The organism is Pseudidiomarina sp. (assembly GCF_033722695.1).
Classification (GTDB): domain Bacteria; phylum Pseudomonadota; class Gammaproteobacteria; order Enterobacterales; family Alteromonadaceae; genus Pseudidiomarina.
The window spans coordinates 1-16,926 of sequence record NZ_JAWVYM010000033.1 but is presented as its reverse complement, the minus strand read 5'-3'; the positions used below and the strand labels follow the sequence as shown (position 1 = coordinate 16,926).

Here is a 16,926-nt window from a genome sequence, read left to right as displayed (position 1 = left end):
TGCTCGAGGCCGGTATTAAACTTTATGAACTGCGCCCGACTGAACTGCAACTTATGAACGCGGTTGAGCCTGAAGCTAACTTTAGCTTGTCGGCGGGCTCAAGTTTGCATGCGAAGACGACTTCCATTGACGGCGAGCAACTCTTTATCGGCTCCTTTAACTTTGATCCGCGCTCAGCCAATCTTAATACCGAGCTGGGATTTATGATCAGCAGCCCGGAGCTGGCGGCAGCACTGGAACAGGGCTTTGAGGCCCGGGTGCCTGAGCGAGCCTATGAGCTGGAGCTGGATGAGCAGGGTAACCTGGTCTGGATCGAGCGGCGGCAGCAGCTGATCCGCCACCACAGGGATCCTGAAACCAGCTGGTGGCGGCGCACTTATGTATGGCTGCTGTCGCTACTGCCGATCGACTATTTTTTATGACGGACGGGCGAGCGGATTCTGCTCATCCAGTGACGGGTAGTCAATGTAGCCGCGCTCATCGCCACCATAAAAGGTATCGGAATCCCATTCATTCAGCTTCGCATTTTCGCGAAAGCGTCGTGGCAGATCCGGATTGGCAATGAAGGGCCGCCCGAAGCTGACCAAATCACAACGGCCGTCGCTGATACGCTGGCGCGCTTCTTTGGCGTCGTATTCGCCGTTGGCGATGTAGACGCCTTTATAGCTGGTCTGTATGGCGGTGATGACATCCTCCGGGCGATCGTCGGCATGATTACCCTGGAATGAGTCTTCCACCACTTCGATAAAAGAAATGCCCAGATCATCGAGATGTTTTGCCAGCAAGCCGTAGGTTTCAACCGGATCATCGTCATGCATATCATTAAAACTACCGGTGGGGCTGACCCGGATGCCGACATTTTCCTTGCCCCACACCTCAATTACGGCCTCAACGACCTCAAGCGGCAGGCGCAAGCGGTTCTCTACTGAGCCGCCATATTTATCCGTACGTTTGTTGCTGCCGGTGCGAAGAAACTGATCCAGTAAATAACCATTGGCGGCGTGTATCTCGACGCCATCAAAACCGGCCTCGCGGGCATTTTTCGCGCCCTGGCGAAACTGCTCCACAATATCGGGAATTTCTTCGGTTTTCAGCGCGCGTGGCTCAGGGATATCCACCATGCCGGAATCTTTGCTGGTGTAGGTTTGCGCGCCTTCTGGCTTAATCGCAGAGGGTGCCACTGGTTGTTGACCATCGGGCTGCAGGTCGGGGTGCGAAATCCGGCCAACGTGCCAGAGCTGCAGGTAGATTCGACCGCCCGCTTCATGCACCGCGTCGGTTACTTTGCGCCAGCCGTCGATCTGTTCCTGTGAGTGAATGCCAGGGGTAAAGGCATAGCCCTTCCCCTGCGGCGATATCTGGGTGGCTTCGGAGATGATGAAGCCGGCACTGGCGCGCTGGCGGTAATAGCGCGCATTCATCTCATTCGGCACGTCGCCGGGCTGACTGGCGCGGGATCGTGTCAGCGGTGCCATAATGATACGGTTGCGTAATTTCAGGGTGCCGAATTGCAGCGGTTGAAACAATGGATCGTCCGGTACTTCTACAGTCATTGGTATCTCCGTAAGAAAGCTTACCTGATCAAATAGACTCTGGCGGACGAAAATTCAAGGCAGTTTGCTGGCATTCAGAATACTGGCGGAGGGTAAATGAAATACATTTTCGAAGTGCATATTAAAGAAGGTCATAGCGCCGAAGACTATGCTGAAGCATGGGTACGCGCGAGCGAAATCATTCAGCGCGCGCCGGGCGCCCGCGGCACAGAATTACACCGGAAGCTGGATGATCCTAAGGTGTTAATCGCCATCGCGCACTGGGACAGCAAAGCCGAGCGCGATGCGATGGAGTCGCAGCACAACCCAGAAGTCGCGGCGATTATCCGGGCGGCGGCTGATTTCTGTGAAATCCGGCCTATTGGTGAATTTGCCGAGCCGGACTGGGTGGTCGAGCCGCCAAATAGGGGGGCTGACCCCACCTCCTGATACCCGTTATTACTGCGCCAGCTTAATCAAATAATCAGCCAGGGCGCCCATGCCGGTTTTTGCCACGCCCGCGCGTTGTTCCGCGCCCTGATTATAATTGGTATTGGTGTTCACATCGTATACGTAGAGTTGGCCATCTTCGGCTTCAATAAATTCAATACCAGCCACGTCAATCTGCGCCTGCTGCAAAAACTTCTGTAGCTGAGCAATGATCTTATGGCCATCAAAACCATGGGTAATAGTGAACTTATGCTCGTTGCCTGCCGCCGGCTGCTCCGTGGTCGGGCAGAACGCGTCGTCGACACTGCATACATCCGCCGGACAAAGTTCAAAGCCGCCTTCGGTGTTCACCTGTACGGTATAAATAAACTCGCGGCCGACAAACTCAGCACGGGTGATGTAAGGCGCTTTGGGCTGAATATATTCCTGCAGTAGCCAGATCCCGTCCAGTGGCTCGTCATACTCAGGGGCGTCAATAAAACGCTGCAGTGCTGCCAGTGAGTCAAAGCGGGTTACGCCCAGGCCTTTTCCGCCGCGATTTGGTTTCAGTATGAGCGGCCAGTGGGCAAAGCGCTCTGCCGCTGCGATTAACTCGTCGCGGCCGACCACAGCATGGGTTGCGGGTACCTGCAGACCAGCCTGCTGTAACGCCGCATATTGAGATAGCTTACAGACCTCGAGTGCCAGCGCCGGGGTACCGTTCACTACCGAAGTGGGATGTTGCTGCAGCCAGGTCAATGCCATGCGGGTAAGCTCCGGCGCGAACCGGTGCCCCCGGGTATGCGAGGAGGCGCTCATGCGATTGTAATAAACGGCATTGTCCGGGACCTCGGTATACGGCACCGCGCCTGTATCCAGAAACCACTCATTCGGGGTCACACCGCGCTCGGCGAAGGCTGCCCGCAGCGGCACCAGCCATTCTTCATTTTCGTGGATGATAACGATATTGCGCACAGACACCTCAGAGTTTTTCAGGAACAGAGCGGGATCATAACTGAAAGCCGTGGTAATTTAAGAACCATAACGTTATATCTTATAGTGATTTTAGCAACCAGGCGGGCAGATACCATGAAGTGGATGATATATGGAGCATACGGCTATACCGGTGAATTGATCACTGAGTACGCAGTGGCGCAGGGGCATAAGCCCGTATTAGCAGGGCGCAACGCCCAGGCAGTCAAAGAGCTGGCTGATGCTCATGGGCTTGACTATGTGGTTGTGATCCTGGATGAGCAACAGGCGCTGCAGAACGCGCTAAAAGAGATGGATTTGGTGATCCACTGCGCCGGGCCTTTTGAGATAACCTCGGCGCCAATGATCGCGGCGTGTCTGGCCACGCATACACATTATCTGGATATAACAGGTGAAATTTCGGTCTTCCAGCATGCGCACAGCCGGCACCAGGATGCTGAACGAGCCGGCATCGTGATTTGTCCGGGCGTGGGCTTTGATGTGATTCCAACGGATTGTGTAGCGGCACAGCTCAAAGCCCAGCTGCCCGATGCTATTGATTTAGTCCTGGGTTTTGATTCCTCGTCGCGGATGAGCCGTGGTACCGCCCGTACGGGCATGCGCAAGCTCGCTGAAGGTGGCGCGGTGCGCCGTGGTGGCAAGGTCGTTAAGGTGCCGCTGGCCTATCACACCCGCAAAATCGATTTTGGCAACGGCGAAAAGTGCGCGATGACGATTCCCTGGGGCGATGTTGCAACGGCCTACTACACCACCGGCATTCCTAATATTGAGGTTTATATTCCGGCTTCACCGCGGCTGATCAAGCGCATGAAACGAATGAACTGGTTCCGCTGGCTATTTCGTCTCAAGCCGCTGCGCAACCTGCTGGAAAAAAATATCGAGCAGCAGCCAGCCGGGCCTGATGAGAAAGAACGCGAGCAGGCGGTCACTTATGTTTGGGGTGAAGCCAAAAATGGTAAAGGTGATAGCAAGTCGCTACGGGTGAAGGTGATGAATGGCTATAAGCTGACCAGTCAGGGCGCTGTGGATATGGCCATGTATGTTCTCGAACAGCGGCCTGCGCCCGGTTATTACACGCCGGCGAAGCTGTGCGGCAGTGATTTGATTGACCGCTACAAAGCTGAATAATTGCGCGCATAAAAAAAGGGCCCGAGGGGCCCTTTCTGTTTGGCATAATCAGATTCAGAAGTGGTAGCTCACGCCAAGATTGACGGTTGAGTTTTCACTATCCTGATGATTGTAGCCAATATCGAAACTCCAGACGCCGCGGAAAAACTTAGCGCCGATACGGGCACCAATATCCGAATCATCGAAAATGTCGACGTGCTGCAGGCGTGCATCAAGCTCTACCATGTCGTTGAGACGATGGCGTACACCAGCGGCTAAGCCCCAACCGGTGTCATCAGTATGCATCAAGCTTGGGCTGTCGAATTCCACATTGGTATGGATAGCCGAGATAACGCCATAAGTATGGGTTTGGTTGGACAGGGCGTGGCGATAGCCAAGGCCGATATCATAGTTGTCGAGATCAACGCCCGACTCGCTGAAGAAAGCGACAGCGCCTTCAACGAAAACATTTGGGGTAAGCGACCGTGAGAAGTCGGCTCCAAAGCCGTCAAAGTCCTCTCCGAAGGAATCAACGCGCTGATAGTCGGCAGAAACAAAATCGAACGATGGGGTGTTCTGCGCCATAGTTGGTGCTGATAAAGCTGCAGTGATGGCGCTTGCGATTAATATACGTTTCATAAGTACTACTCCTTTTTACGCTGACTAAATGTGCGTCCTTAAAAAGTAGCACAAATCCCTGAAAGTGAGAAACGACGGGGTGTAAAGAGCAGGTAAAGCCTTGATTTTTGATGAATCTGGAAATCTTTCTTATAGTTAACAGGTACGCTGAAAAATAGTTTACAGAGGGCTTAACAGGAAAAGGAACTGATAGCGGTATGACATCAGAAAAACGAGCATTGGTAGTCGAAGGAGGTGCAATGCGCGGGGTCTTTGCCGCCGGCGTATTAGACGCCTTCATGGAGCAGGACTATAACCCCTTTGATTTTGCCATCGGCGTGTCTGCCGGCTCGACCAACCTGATTGGGTACCTGGCTAACGAGCATAAGCGCAGCCTGCGAATCCTTACTGAACATGCCCAGAGTTCTAATTTTCTGAATCCACTTCGCTATCTGACCGGCGGCCACTTCTGTGATGTGGAGTGGTTATGGCGTCAGTCATTTAAGGATCTTGAACTGGATCTCAAGCACTACATGGAGCGCCAGGTACCGCTGTATGTGGTCACTACCCGGGTTGATACCGGTAAAGCCTGCTATATCGAAGTGACCAAAGATAATATGCACGACTTGTTCCCGGCTTCCTGCGCCATTCCATTTATTTATCGCGACTACCCGGAGGTAAACGGTATCCCGATGACCGACGGCGGTGTCGCAGATTCTATTCCGGTCGAAAAAGCTTACGAAATGGGGGCGCGTGAGATCACCGTCATCCTTTCACAGTCATTGCGGGTCAGAAAGCATGTGTACACGTTGCCCGGCCCGGTGGAGGAGTTTCTGCTTAATCACCTGGTGCTGCGTCAGGCCATTACGGATCGCCCGGATAAATTTAACCGCAGCCTGGAGTTTATTACCAATCCGCCAAAAGACTGCAAAATCAATGTGATCGCTCCGCCTACTGATTTCCGTGTCGGGCGCTTTACCCGTAATCTTGATGCCTTGCATACGGGTTATGAAATCGGCCGCCAACGCGGCCTTGCCTTTCTCGAAGAATCAGTTCAGCCCGCTAGCAAGCGGCGCAGTTCGCGCTCAATGGCGAAAACGTGATCATCTTGTTCGCCAAGCGCGCGCAGCGATTCTGCTAGCCGAAGTAAGTAGTCACTATTGTGCCCGCTCGGGCCTTCGGAGCGGGCGATATGGCGGGCTATTTCACGCTCGTCAGCTTCGCCTAACCAGGCCGCATTTGAGGCATCGGCGACGTAGACCAGGCCTTCGACAGAGCCGCCGCTGTTCAGCCATTCGAACGGGGTAAAGAAACGCAGATAACCATTTTTTTCCCGGTGATCCAGATGCTCAAATACATCAGGGGTTACTTCATAGGCCATGCCGGCGCAATGCGCATCTTTAACTGGAATCAGGGTGGCAACCCGGCCGGGCGCTTGCGGGGTACCGCGATGATCGTGAGAGCCCTGCCAGAAGCGCCGCTGCCAGCCGTGAATGCGCGCCGGACGCCGCTGCAGGTAGGGGAAGTCCGCTTTGTAGATCAGCGAGCCATAGCCAAATAACCAGACCGATTCGAGATGGTCCAGTGGCTGCTGTTGGCGATTTAATTCAATTGTATTGTGTGACATAAGCGTCCGCATGATAATAATCAGTAAAGACTAACAAATTTAAGGAGCCATGCCGATGTCGAGCCTGGAACTCAAGCTTCCTCCCCTGGTGCTGGTGATAGTAATCGGCGCCCTGATGTGGCTGACCAACTGGCTATGGCCAACCGGTGCCTGGCACTTCAGCGATTTACGCCAGGCTGCAGTTGGTTTTTTTGTAGCCGGTGTACTGATTGCCGGCGCCGGAGTCTGGCAGTTCCGGCGCGCTGCGACCACGGTCAATCCGATGGATCCGAATCTCAGCAGCAGTCTGGTTCAGCATGGCATTTACCGGTTCAGTCGTAACCCCATGTATCTTGGCTTCTTGCTGGTGCTGGTTGGCTGGGCGCTATGGTTAGACAGCTTGCCGGCGCTTATCTGGCTGCCCGTGTTTTTGATGTACATGAACCGTTTTCAGATTGTGCCTGAAGAGCGCATGTTGCTGGCAAAGTTCGGCGACAGCTATGGTGACTACTGTCGCCGGGTTCGCCGCTGGTTCTAAGTGTCTTTACATCCAGGGCTTGTGACTGCGGGCAATGTCATTGACCCACTGCTGCTGCAAGTGCTCGGCTTGCGAGCGCGGCAGATAGCGGATGTTTTCAGATCCTGCCGGCGTATTGAGGACCAGATCAGCAAAGCCCAGCAGGCGTAGCCAGGGCGAACGCTTCACATCAATCTGCTGCACTTTGTACAACGGATACCAGTTTTCGCGGCGGCTGAGTACCCCGCGGCGCACGGCCAGCCAGTCTTCACCGGTGCTGTAACTGAAGCGCAGCCAGCGCAACACAATATAAATCTGTAACAGCAACCAGAACCCGGCACTGATCACTGCTGCCAGCATCAGCGAATCGACTTGTCGGTAAATCAGATAAGCCCCCAGCGGTGCCAGTACTGCCAGCCAGATCGATGGCCCCAGCAGCGCCAGCACCGAAATCCGATGCCAGCCGAGCGAGTCCGGCTCAGGCAGCTTTAATAATCGCCGTAAATCAGTAAGGATCGGAGCGGTAACCACCGGCAGGGTAAACTGTGATGCCGCCTGGCCCTGTGCCTGCTGTCGTGGCCGTAACTGGCTCACTCGCAGCGTCCAGCGTCCGAGTATCCGGGCGCGCAGATTCTGATGAATCTGAACCCGTTGCAATTTGTGATAGCGGAAGCTGAGGGTACGAATAGTAAACAGGCCGCCGCGCGCCTGATAACGTCCGCCGGCAATAGTCAGGGATAATCCGTAATAGCGGACCACGCTAACGCCAATGGCCAGTACAAACAGCATCGCCAGCACAGCCATTCCAAGCAAAGGAGCAACCCACCAATTACTAGTATCCAGCCACTGGGTGTGGGTTTCCAGCCACGGCACGATATAGTTTTCCATGATGTCCAGCTGGCTTAACGGATACGCCAGAACAGCAATCAGTACGAAGATCTTGTTATCGATAACGCCGGCCCGGACGATATCCGGTAGGCTAAACTGGCGCTGATAATCAGGTTCGATTCGTTCTTCTGATCCAGCGTCAGACGCTTTGCCGGCCGCTGTGTCGCTGCTTTTTGCGGTGGCCAGCACCTGCTGTCGCAGCTGTTGAGCCAGCGCTGTTTTGAGGCCGGGGATTTCGACTTCGTTGCCGCCGGCACCGGCGCTGTCAACGCTTAGAATGGTCAGGTCAAAGGGCCGGAAATACCAGGTTTCATTTAATTCCGCCTGCTGGATACGGTCGAATTTCAGAGTCAGATTCTGACGGTTCATAATGCCGGTGCGCAAATGAATGGCGTCATCGCCGATCGCGAACAAAAAGCGGTTGTAGTGCATGATGGCAACGGCAATGGTAAACAGGAAATAGGCGACCGCGACCAGTATCGCCGCCTTTGCCGGGGTACCGCTCACCGCGACCACCGCGATGACCGGAATCAGGTTGGTGATATTACTGACCAGCCTTTTTATTTCGCGCAAAATAAAAAAGACCATGGTAATGGGCGGGGTTCGTTGCCAGTTCAGCTCACTCATTCGGGTTACTCACCTGGCTCGTCGGCTTCCGGCTCATTGGCCACTTCAGTGATCAGGCTGCTCTTAATGCGTTCGGCTTCGTCAGGCTTTAGCCCAGGAATTGCCAGGTCAGCGCCACTGCTGCCGGCGGTATAAATAACCAGATGCGAGAGGCTAAGCATCCGCTCAAGCAATGACTCTTTAATTTCCACATGCTGGATGCGATTAAGAGGTACGGCACGTTGCAGGCGCCAGAGCGCGCCCCGCCGCAGATACATGGCTTCATCGGTTTCGGCATAGCCGGTAAACCGATACCGGCGCGGTGCCCAGAACAGCAGCAGGAACAGCGTCAGAAGCAGCCAGGCTGAGGCCAGGATCCACCAGTCGGGCAGCCAGGATCCGATATTTTCTACTATACTGAACACAGACAACGCGGCGGCCAGTATGGCCATGTTAAAGCCGCCTTTTAGCTGGAGGTACGTCTGATAATCTTTCGATACAGATTTCCATTCGGGCGCCATGCGAATTAGTCCTTGGGTTGAAACGGCTGTAATGAGCCCCATTAAACTAGATGTACTCGCAAAAAGACAGGAGCACGTATATGAAAGTTTTGATTGTTCTTACGTCACACGATCGACTCGGCAAAACCGGCGAAATGACCGGATTCTGGGCTGAGGAGTTCGCCACTCCTTACTATGTATTAAAAGACGCGGGTGCTGAAGTCGCTCTGGCATCGCCTAAAGGCGGCCATGCGCCCATTGACCCGAAAAGTCAGCAAAGTGATGCGCAAACGCCAGCTACCGTGCGCTTATTTGATGACGAGGATGCCATGGCGCAGGTCGCCACTACGCTGAAACTAAGCGAAGTGAACGCGGAAGATTTTGACGCGGTTTATTATCCGGGCGGGCATGGTCCGGTATGGGATTTAGCCGAAGACGAGCGCTCAATTGACCTGATTGAGAACTTCTGGCGCCAGGGTAAGCCGGTGGCGGCTGTCTGCCATGGTCCGGCAGCGCTGGCTAATGCCAAAACCCCTGACGGTGAACCCATTGTTAAGGGTCGCCGGGTAACCTGCTTAACCAACAGTGAAGAAAAGGCCGCCGGTTTAGAGCATGTGGTGCCCTTCCTGGTTGAAGATAGGCTCAAAGAACAGGGTGCGAAATTTGAACGTGCCGCTGACTCTGAAGCCTGTGTAGTGGTTGACGGACAGCTGATAACCGGTCAGAACCCGGCCTCTTCAAGGAAGCTTGCAGCTGAACTGAAGAAGAAGCTAACGGCTTAGTTTATTCGCCATAAGAAAAGGCCAGTCAGTTTTACAACTGACTGGCCTTTTTAGTTGGTACCCTGTTGTGAAAGTCGGTTGGCTTATTCAGTCATCGCTTCTAAGCGAGAGCGAAGTTCCTGGTCTTGCTGAACGCGTTGAACGATCGCGTTGTATTCCTGCGGCGACAAGCCTGAATCGTTAACAGCAGCAATCATCTCTTGCTGAGCCTGTTGTTGAATCAATTGTGCTTGTTCAGCATCTTCAGCATTCTGGAACTCTTCGGCATATTTTGTGCTGATGTTCTGTACCGAGTTCATCGCATCAATAAACTTCTCAAGCATCGCATCACTAAATTCCATGTTGTGTTGCTGAGCAGCCATTTGCTGATGTTGGGCGGATTGCTGTGGTGCTGGCGCAGCCATAGCAACTGAAGAACCGGCAACGGCAGCGGCGATAGCAAGTGCAGTTAATGTGTTTTTCATAATGGAATTCTCCTTAAGGTAAATGTCCCAGTGATTTAAGCAAGTGCTATGCCAGCTTTTGATAAGACGCGAACTAACGGTTTTAACGGATTAAAAAAACCATCGGTGAATTTACGGCGGTGCATATGTATACTATTGATACATATTGTGCGGGAGCGATGCGTGACAAAAAGATACAGATCACATCCTTGGGGGCTGTCAGGCTTGCAGCGGACACTACTGCTGTATGTGGTGTTGCCGATGTTAGTGTTATCCGGGCTTGCCATAGGTTTTGGTCTTGAGCGTGCGAGCGAACTGGAAGATGAACGCCTTCGCGGCGACCTGGAGCTGATCGGCCGGGCGATCCGGTTACCCGTTGCTGATGCGCTGATGCAAGGTGATATTCAGGCCGTACGGGCAAATCTGGACTCGGTGTTCAGTATTGGCCGGGTCTATGGCGCCTCGGTCTATGACACGCAGGGCACCCTGGTAGCCGCGGCCGGGGTGGTTGAACGCGACCTGAGCAAAAGTATTCTGGCGGAGCAGGTAGTGCGTACCGGTGAGCAGCAAGACAGCTACCGGGAAGTCGCTGGCCGGGATGTGTTTTCGCAGTTTTTGCCGGTAAACGACCGCGGCGGCCGGATTATCGGGCTCCTGCAAATTACCCGGCGCGCGCAGGATTTCGAGCAGTCATTTGCCCAGCTCAGCCGCATAGCCTGGGGTACCTGGCTGGTGCTGGCCATAGCGACCGTGGCGATTCTGGTGTTTGGCCACTACGGCGCGGTTGGCCGTCATATTGAAGCCCTGGTAACCAGTATGCGCCGGGTTGCTCAGGGCGATCGCGGACACCGGGCGGTAGCACAGGGCCCCGGCGAACTGCGGGAAGTGGCGGGAGGACTCAACCGGATGCTTGACAGTATTGAAGCTGCTGAGCAGGAGATTGAAGCCCGCCGGGCACACGAGCAGCAGCTTAATCATCAGTTGCGGGAAAGTGAGAAAATGGCGGCTATCGGTCAGGTTGCCAGTGGCGTCGCCCATGAACTGGGCGCCCCCCTTACCGTGATCGACGGTCGCGCCAGGCGGTTACAGCAAGTTCACCCTGACGATGTATCACAGCGGCAGCTCGCGGCCATCAGAGGCCAGGTGCAACGGCTAACCAGGATGGTCCGTCAGTTGCTGGCGTTCAGCCGCACACCAGTTACGGCCTGGCAGCAATTCAGCGTACACAACCTGATCCGGCAGGCACAGCTAAGCACATCTTACGAATTTGAGCCTGACGGCCCGGTGGTAACGGCTAAGCTAGCCGCGGAATCTGCTGTTATCAGCGGCGATCCTCAGCGGCTGGAGCTGGCGCTGGTTAACCTGCTGCGTAATGCCTTACAGGTAGCGAAACAGGAGGTGGTTATTGAAGTGCAACAGCAAGACCTGCATGTTGACATTATAATGACCGATGATGGGCCCGGTATCCCCGCTGGTGCTGACCAGGATGAATTAGTAAAGCCGTTCAAAACCACCAAGGCTCAGGGCGAGGGCACCGGCCTTGGACTGGCGATTGTCGCTCATATTATCGCTGACCATCAGGGTGAATTTTCGTTGCGCCCAGCACCCGAAGGCGGCTGTCAGGCGCGGGTTCGGCTGCCGCGGCAGGTTACAGCAGAGGATATTGGGTTATGACAGTGAGCAGAACCAAACAAGCGCATCTCATTGCCGTGGTCGAGGATGATCCCGGCCTGCGAGAATTGTTACAGGAAGAGCTGGAGAGCGGCGGTTACCGGGTTGCCGTGTTCGAAACGGCAGAGTTGCTGCTGGTGCAATTAGAGACGCAGTTTCCGGCTTTGATCATCAGCGACATCCGGCTGCCCGGCATGTCTGGGCTGGAGCTATTAGCTCAGTTACAGCAGCGCGAAAAACAGCCGCCTTTAATTCTGGTCACTGCTTTTGGCACTGTCGATCAGGCGGTCGATGCGCTGCGACAGGGCGCTGATGACTTTCTGACCAAGCCGCTTGACCTTGAGCACTTGCTGGTCAGCGTGGAGCGGGTGCTGGACTATCACCAGTTGCGCGACGAAGTAGAAGCCTACCGGCGTTCAGTTAACGCCGAGCTGCGCGGGCCGGGGGGCATTATTGGTGCCAGCCGGGTCATGCGCCAGCTCTACGCAGAGATTGAGCAAATTGCCAGCGCCGATGGTAGTGTGCTGATTCTGGGAGAGAGCGGTACGGGCAAGGAACTGGTGGCGCAGGCGCTGCATCAGCAAAGCCAGCGCAGTGATGGACCGTTTTTAGCGGTGAATTGCGCCGGCATCCCCAGCGAACTCTTAGAAAGTGAATTTTTCGGGCACGCTGCGGGGGCCTTTACCGGGGCCCGCAATGCCCGCGCTGGCTTACTAAAAGAAGCTGATGGCGGCACCTTGCTGCTTGATGAAATCGCCGAAATGCCGCTGGCGCTGCAGGCTAAGTTACTACGGGTGTTGCAGGAAGGCAGGATGCGGCCGGTCGGCAGTGATCAGGAAGTAAAGGTCGATGTACGCATCCTGGCGGCCACTCATCAGGATCTTGAACAGCGGGTTGACGCCGGAGAGTTCCGGGCTGACTTGTTTTACCGCCTGGAAACCTTCAGCCTGGCGGTACCACCCTTACGCCAGCGGGGCGACGATATTGAGCTGCTGGCTGAGTACTTTATTGATCAATTGCAACAGCAGCAGCCGAAGCCGGTGCAGGGACTATCGGCGGCGGCCCGCGATCTGCTCTACGCTTATCGCTTCCCGGGCAATGTGCGCGAACTTCAGAATGCTATCGAGCGAGCTTATACGTTCTGTGACGGTGAGCTGATAGAACCCGAACATTTGCCAGCCCGGCTGCGCCAGAACCAATCCGCAGCGGTCGCGGCGCCGGTCAGTGCACCGGCACACTGGCCGACGATTCAGGAGCTGCAGGCCGACTACGTGCGCAAAGTCCTGGTTTATACCGAAGGCAACAAGCAGCAGGCGGCCCGTATTCTCGGGGTTACCCGCCGCACCTTATATCGCTGGCTTACCAACGATGACTAACACTGAAGCCCGCCTGTATTTCGCGGCCCACGCCAGGCTCAAAAGCGCGGCCGCTGCCTTGATTAACCACCACTGAGCCAACATAGTCGCGATCACCGAGGTTATGTATCTTTAACCAGGGTTCAATATCGAGCCCCTGCCAGGAGGTCTGGCTACTCAGGGCCAGATCCCATAGGGTATGGCCCGGCGCCAGCACCGAGTTGTCATCGGTGGCGGCGATATCACCGCGATGGTCGGCAATCAGACTGGCCTGTATCGGTAATTGAGCCAGCGGCCGGGTGCTCCAGTTCAGCTGGGCAAAGGCTTGTTGGCGCGCGACGCCGGGCAGCCGGTTCCCATTAGCATATTCGGCGTTCAGCCAGCTGGCTGCAAAACGTAAATCCCAGGCCGAGGCAATTTGCCACTCGCCTTCCAGCTCGGCGCCCTTGCGTTCGGTCTGGCCGGCGTTAATGTAAGTGGTGCGGCCATCAATGCTTTGATCAACCACGATTTCGTCGTCCGTATCAATGATAAAGGCCGTTAGCTGCGCCCGTAAGCCAGGGCTGCGCCACTTGATACCGGTTTCCCACTGCTGGCTGTATGCCGGTCCCAGCCGGGTGTTCAGGCCGGTACCCTGGGGGCTGTAGGCAAGCTCGGTCAGGGTCGGGGTTTCAAAACCGCGACCGCGGGCGGCAAAGATACTGAGTTGGTCACTGATTACGTAGGTCACGCCAAGATTCCAGCTCAGCGCGTTCATATCCTGTGCGCCGCTGTCATCCGGGTTCACCGGATTGGTGTAGTAATCGTCAACGTTGAAATCGACGGCGCTGTAACGCAAGCCGGTTAGCAAGTGCCACTGTTGAGCTGGCTGCCATTCAAGCAGGCCGTACAACGCCTGATTTGTTACTGTGCCAAGCTCGTCGCGGCGCAGCTCGCCCCGCTGGCCAAAATCATTCACATAGCCGAAGCGGCGATCTTCCTGCTCGGCGATGGTGCCGCCCAGGGTCGCGGTAATGGGTAGTGCGAGTCGCCAGTTATAGGCGGCGTCAATACCGCTGAACTGGCGCTGCAGGTCAATGACGGCACCAGAACTGGTGAGATCATCACCAGCGAAAGGCAAATACTGCTCAATATCGCGCCAGCCACGCCAGGCACTGACATGCCAGCGATTATCCAGCGTTTCCTGCTGCAGGCTCACAGATAGTTGCTGGTGGTGAATCGACTTGCGGGTATTAAAGGTGTCAGCCCGGCTAAAGGTCTGATCGGGATCGGCGCGCCAGGCAGCTGGCGTCAGGCTGCCTGGGTCCTGCAATTCAGGCGCGTGGTTGTCATCCATGCGCACCACCAGGCGCAGGGTGTTGGTCAAATCCTGATACCAGCGCAATGCCAGTTGATCGCGCTCGGCGCTATTGTGTACGCGCGGACCGTCGGTACGAAAACGGGCACCAATTAAACGCAGCGAGTGATCGTCACCCACCAGGTCGCCTTGCAGCAGCAGGCGCGAGGTATCGTTGGCAGCGCCCATGGCTTTCAGGGTCAGCTGATTGGTATCCGGTGCCCGGGAGTGCCAGTCAATAACACCACCGGCCCCATTGCCATAAAGGGTTGCCAGCGGCCCGCGAATCACCTGCACCTGGTCGGGTTCATCCAGCAAGATACTGGAGGTCTGGGCCTGGCCATCGGGCATACTCAGCGGAATACCATCAAGCTGCAGCAATACGCCTCGTACCCCAAATGCAGAGCGCGCTCCAAAGCCCCGCAGGGTTATGCGGGTGTCCTGGGCGTAATTGGCACGGCTGTCGGCCTGGACACCGGCGATCCCGCCCAGCAACTCGGCCGCATCAATCCGCAGACCCGGCGGTTGCTCATCTACGCTCAGGCTGGTTACAGCAGCAGGGATCTCGTGGTTTAACTGGACGGCTGAACCTGTTACTTCAATCACTTCAGTCGCCGGTACGGGTGGCTCCTGCGCGGCGGCAGAAAAAGTGACGCCGGCCATAGCCAGCGTCAGGACATTACGAAAATCAGGCAACATCATGTGTCGACTACCCCAATTAGTTGGCGGGCTTGATCTGAATCAACTCAGCATCTTTCGGTTGATCGGTGATGACATAAATATAGCCATCCGGGCCTTGTTCGATATCACGAATGCGCTTGCCGATAGCTTCATCAAACAGGGTCTCTTCATGCATCACGCGCTCGCCTTCCAGGTCGAGACGGGCCACATGGGAACCGCGTAACGCAGCAACAAAGAGATCGCCTTTCCAGTCAGGGAATTTATCCCCCGTATAGAAAATAATATTGGAGGTCGCAATAGACGGCACCCAATAGTAGTGAGGCTGTACCGTGCCTTCGACATGGGTCTTTTTGCTGATGATAGTGCCGTCATAATCGACGCCGTAGGTGGCTTCCGGCCAGCCGTAATTGTTGCTGGCGCGGGTAATGTTGATTTCGTCACCGCCTTTAGGGCCATGTTCACTGGTCCAGAGCTCGCCGGTTTGCGGGTGAATTGCAGCACCCTGCACGTTTCGATGGCCGTACGACCAGATGGTATCCAGCGCATCATCCTGGCCGACAAAGGGGTTGTCTTCCGGGACTTTGCCATCAGGCCAGATCCGCACCACTTTACCGTGATGGTTATCCAGGATCTGTGCATCATCCATGGCGGAATAACGATCACCCAGAGTGATAAAGAGGTGCCCTTCAGGAGAGAATACCAACCGCGAGCCAAAGTGGGCATTGCTCTCATATTTCGGCACGCCACGGAAAATAACTTCAACATTTTGCAGGCTGTCGCCGGCCAGCTCGGCGCGGGCCACGGCAGTACTGTTGCCGGTACCGCCATCTTGCGCAGCCTCTGAGTAGCTCAGGTAAATAATGTTATTTCTGGCGAAATCCGGATCCAGGGCGACATCCAGCAGCCCACCCTGGCGCTCGGCAACGACTTCGGGCACATGCTTGATTGGCGCGCTTATGGTGCCATCCAGGCTGACCTTATGCAGATCGCCACCGCGTTCGGTGATGAGCACATCACCTGAAGGCAAAAATGCCATGCCCCAGGGATGACTCAAGCCTGATGCCAGCGTATTGATGCTGACTTTATGTCGTTCAGTAGAGGCTTCTTCAGCCGCCGCGGGCGCTATTGCGCCTATGGTGATAATCGCTGTCGCCAGCACTGTCTTGTTCATCATGTTCCATTGCTCCTGATAGCTGTCTGCAGACTTATTTGGCAAACTAAAGTCATTCTAATATAGGCTAAATATGCGGTTCGTACGAATTAGCTTAAGGTCGGTTCCGGTAATAATGACGCGATTGACTCGGCCAGTTTGCGGAACGTCTGCCGGCGGCTGGTAGTTGCCCGGTACACCAGTCCAATCTCGCGGGCTGCCTGCTGTCCGGATGGCTTTAAAGCCACCAGATCAGTGCCATTTAAGATGCCCCGGTCAATCGCCATTTGTGGCAAAAAGGTGGCGCCTAAACGGGCATCCGCAATTTGCACCAGGCTGTGCAGGCTGGTTGCGGTAAAGGGATTAATTTTCACCGAGTCAGCCAGCTCGCAGGCAGACACGGCATGTCCGGTCAGGCAATGCTCGCGCTCCAGTAAAAAAATAGACTGGTCCGGAAGCTGATTATAGACCACCGGCTCATTCAAGTGCTCTGCTAACTCTTTATGCATAACCAGCTTAAAGGGATCACGTCCCAGCACATAACTTAGATTGCCCTGTAAATCGATAGGTAGCGCCAGCACCAGCGCGTCCAGGTCGCCATTGCGCAGTTGTAACAGCAAATTGCTGGTGGTGTCCTCACGGAAATTCAGCTGCAGTTTGGGGTACTCACGCTGCAAAGTTTTACTCAGGTCACCTACCAGAAACGGCGCTA

At 55.2% G+C, this 16,926-nt stretch carries 18 protein-coding genes; 8 read left to right on the top strand and 10 right to left on the bottom strand.

The genetic code is table 11. From position 1 onward, the window contains the following. Nucleotides 1–422 (top strand): phospholipase D-like domain-containing protein (locus R3196_RS09665; protein WP_318936572.1); only part of this gene is annotated, 422 nt, incomplete at its 5' end. Here R3196_RS09665 and R3196_RS09660 read toward each other — a convergent pair. Continuing rightward, nucleotides 417–1,553, bottom strand: coding sequence for an alkene reductase (locus tag R3196_RS09660; RefSeq protein WP_318936571.1), 1,137 nt, complete (start codon nucleotides 1,551–1,553; stop codon nucleotides 417–419). The two genes, R3196_RS09665 and R3196_RS09660, sit on opposite strands and share 6 nt — an antisense overlap. Nucleotides 1,554–1,649: 96 nt before the next feature. Here R3196_RS09660 and R3196_RS09655 point away from each other — a divergent pair, with 96 nt between their 5' ends. After that, nucleotides 1,650–1,982, top strand: a complete 333-nt coding sequence (locus R3196_RS09655; RefSeq protein WP_318936570.1) for an antibiotic biosynthesis monooxygenase family protein — start codon at nucleotides 1,650–1,652, stop codon at nucleotides 1,980–1,982. Between the two features lie 9 nt (nucleotides 1,983–1,991). Here R3196_RS09655 and R3196_RS09650 read toward each other — a convergent pair whose 3' ends face one another. Next, a complete protein-coding gene (locus R3196_RS09650) occupies nucleotides 1,992–2,936 on the bottom strand; it encodes an alpha-L-glutamate ligase (RefSeq protein ID WP_318936569.1) in 945 nt (314 codons plus the stop codon). A gap of 114 nt (nucleotides 2,937–3,050) precedes the next feature. On the opposite strand from R3196_RS09650, the gene R3196_RS09645 reads away from it, so the two are divergent. Next, nucleotides 3,051–4,082 carry a saccharopine dehydrogenase family protein gene (locus R3196_RS09645; protein WP_318936568.1) on the top strand — a complete coding sequence of 344 codons (1,032 nt, stop codon included), beginning with the start codon at nucleotides 3,051–3,053 and terminating at the stop codon, nucleotides 4,080–4,082. Between the two features lie 54 nt (nucleotides 4,083–4,136). Here R3196_RS09645 and R3196_RS09640 read toward each other — a convergent pair whose 3' ends face one another. Next, nucleotides 4,137–4,700 carry an outer membrane beta-barrel protein gene (locus tag R3196_RS09640; RefSeq protein WP_318936567.1) on the bottom strand — a complete coding sequence of 188 codons (564 nt, stop codon included), beginning with the start codon at nucleotides 4,698–4,700 and terminating at the stop codon, nucleotides 4,137–4,139. Nucleotides 4,701–4,897: 197 nt separating this feature from the next. Here R3196_RS09640 and R3196_RS09635 point away from each other — a divergent pair, with 197 nt between their 5' ends. Continuing rightward, nucleotides 4,898–5,782, top strand: coding sequence for a patatin family protein (locus R3196_RS09635; RefSeq protein WP_318936566.1), 885 nt, complete (start codon nucleotides 4,898–4,900; stop codon nucleotides 5,780–5,782). Here the strand turns inward: R3196_RS09635 and R3196_RS09630 are convergent. Beyond that, complete coding sequence (locus R3196_RS09630; protein ID WP_318936565.1) at nucleotides 5,734–6,306, bottom strand: gamma-glutamylcyclotransferase; 573 nt, start codon at nucleotides 6,304–6,306, stop codon at nucleotides 5,734–5,736. The genes R3196_RS09635 and R3196_RS09630 overlap by 49 nt on opposite strands. A gap of 55 nt (nucleotides 6,307–6,361) precedes the next feature. Between R3196_RS09630 and R3196_RS09625 the strand changes: the two genes are divergently transcribed. Continuing rightward, a complete protein-coding gene (locus R3196_RS09625; RefSeq protein WP_318936564.1) occupies nucleotides 6,362–6,823 on the top strand; it encodes an isoprenylcysteine carboxylmethyltransferase family protein in 462 nt (153 codons plus the stop codon). A 6-nt stretch (nucleotides 6,824–6,829) separates the two neighbouring features. Here the strand turns inward: R3196_RS09625 and R3196_RS09620 are convergent, their stop codons facing one another. After that, complete coding sequence (locus tag R3196_RS09620) at nucleotides 6,830–8,317, bottom strand: PH domain-containing protein (RefSeq protein WP_318936563.1); 1,488 nt, start codon at nucleotides 8,315–8,317, stop codon at nucleotides 6,830–6,832. Between the two features lie 5 nt (nucleotides 8,318–8,322). Next, nucleotides 8,323–8,817, bottom strand: coding sequence for a PH domain-containing protein (locus tag R3196_RS09615; protein WP_318936562.1), 495 nt, complete (start codon nucleotides 8,815–8,817; stop codon nucleotides 8,323–8,325). 80 nt (nucleotides 8,818–8,897) lie between these two features. Between R3196_RS09615 and R3196_RS09610 the strand changes: the two genes are divergently transcribed. Then, nucleotides 8,898–9,578: a type 1 glutamine amidotransferase domain-containing protein gene (locus R3196_RS09610; protein WP_318936561.1), complete on the top strand. Its 681-nt coding sequence runs from the start codon at nucleotides 8,898–8,900 to the stop codon at nucleotides 9,576–9,578. Nucleotides 9,579–9,661: 83 nt separating this feature from the next. On the opposite strand, the gene R3196_RS09605 is transcribed toward R3196_RS09610, so the two are convergent. After that, nucleotides 9,662–10,042, bottom strand: a complete 381-nt coding sequence (locus R3196_RS09605; RefSeq protein ID WP_318936560.1) for a DUF4168 domain-containing protein — start codon at nucleotides 10,040–10,042, stop codon at nucleotides 9,662–9,664. Nucleotides 10,043–10,246: 204 nt separating this feature from the next. Between R3196_RS09605 and R3196_RS09600 the strand changes: the two genes are divergently transcribed. Then, nucleotides 10,247–11,695 carry an ATP-binding protein gene (locus tag R3196_RS09600; protein WP_318936559.1) on the top strand — a complete coding sequence of 483 codons (1,449 nt, stop codon included), beginning with the start codon at nucleotides 10,247–10,249 and terminating at the stop codon, nucleotides 11,693–11,695. Continuing rightward, the gene (locus R3196_RS09595) at nucleotides 11,692–13,068 is read left to right on the top strand and encodes a sigma-54 dependent transcriptional regulator (protein WP_318936558.1); all 1,377 of its coding nucleotides are present in this window, start codon (nucleotides 11,692–11,694) and stop codon (nucleotides 13,066–13,068) included. Before R3196_RS09600 ends, R3196_RS09595 begins: the two co-directional genes overlap by 4 nt. Here R3196_RS09595 and R3196_RS09590 read toward each other — a convergent pair. The 3 genes from R3196_RS09590 to R3196_RS09580 all read right to left on the bottom strand — a co-directional run. After that, a complete protein-coding gene (locus R3196_RS09590; protein ID WP_318936557.1) occupies nucleotides 13,052–15,085 on the bottom strand; it encodes a TonB-dependent receptor family protein in 2,034 nt (677 codons plus the stop codon). The two genes, R3196_RS09595 and R3196_RS09590, sit on opposite strands and share 17 nt — an antisense overlap. Nucleotides 15,086–15,101: 16 nt before the next feature. Next, complete coding sequence (locus tag R3196_RS09585; protein WP_318936556.1) at nucleotides 15,102–16,238, bottom strand: PQQ-dependent sugar dehydrogenase; 1,137 nt, start codon at nucleotides 16,236–16,238, stop codon at nucleotides 15,102–15,104. A gap of 86 nt (nucleotides 16,239–16,324) precedes the next feature. Further along, the coding region (locus R3196_RS09580) for a LysR substrate-binding domain-containing protein (RefSeq protein WP_318936555.1) at nucleotides 16,325–16,926 on the bottom strand (602 nt) is incomplete at its 5' end.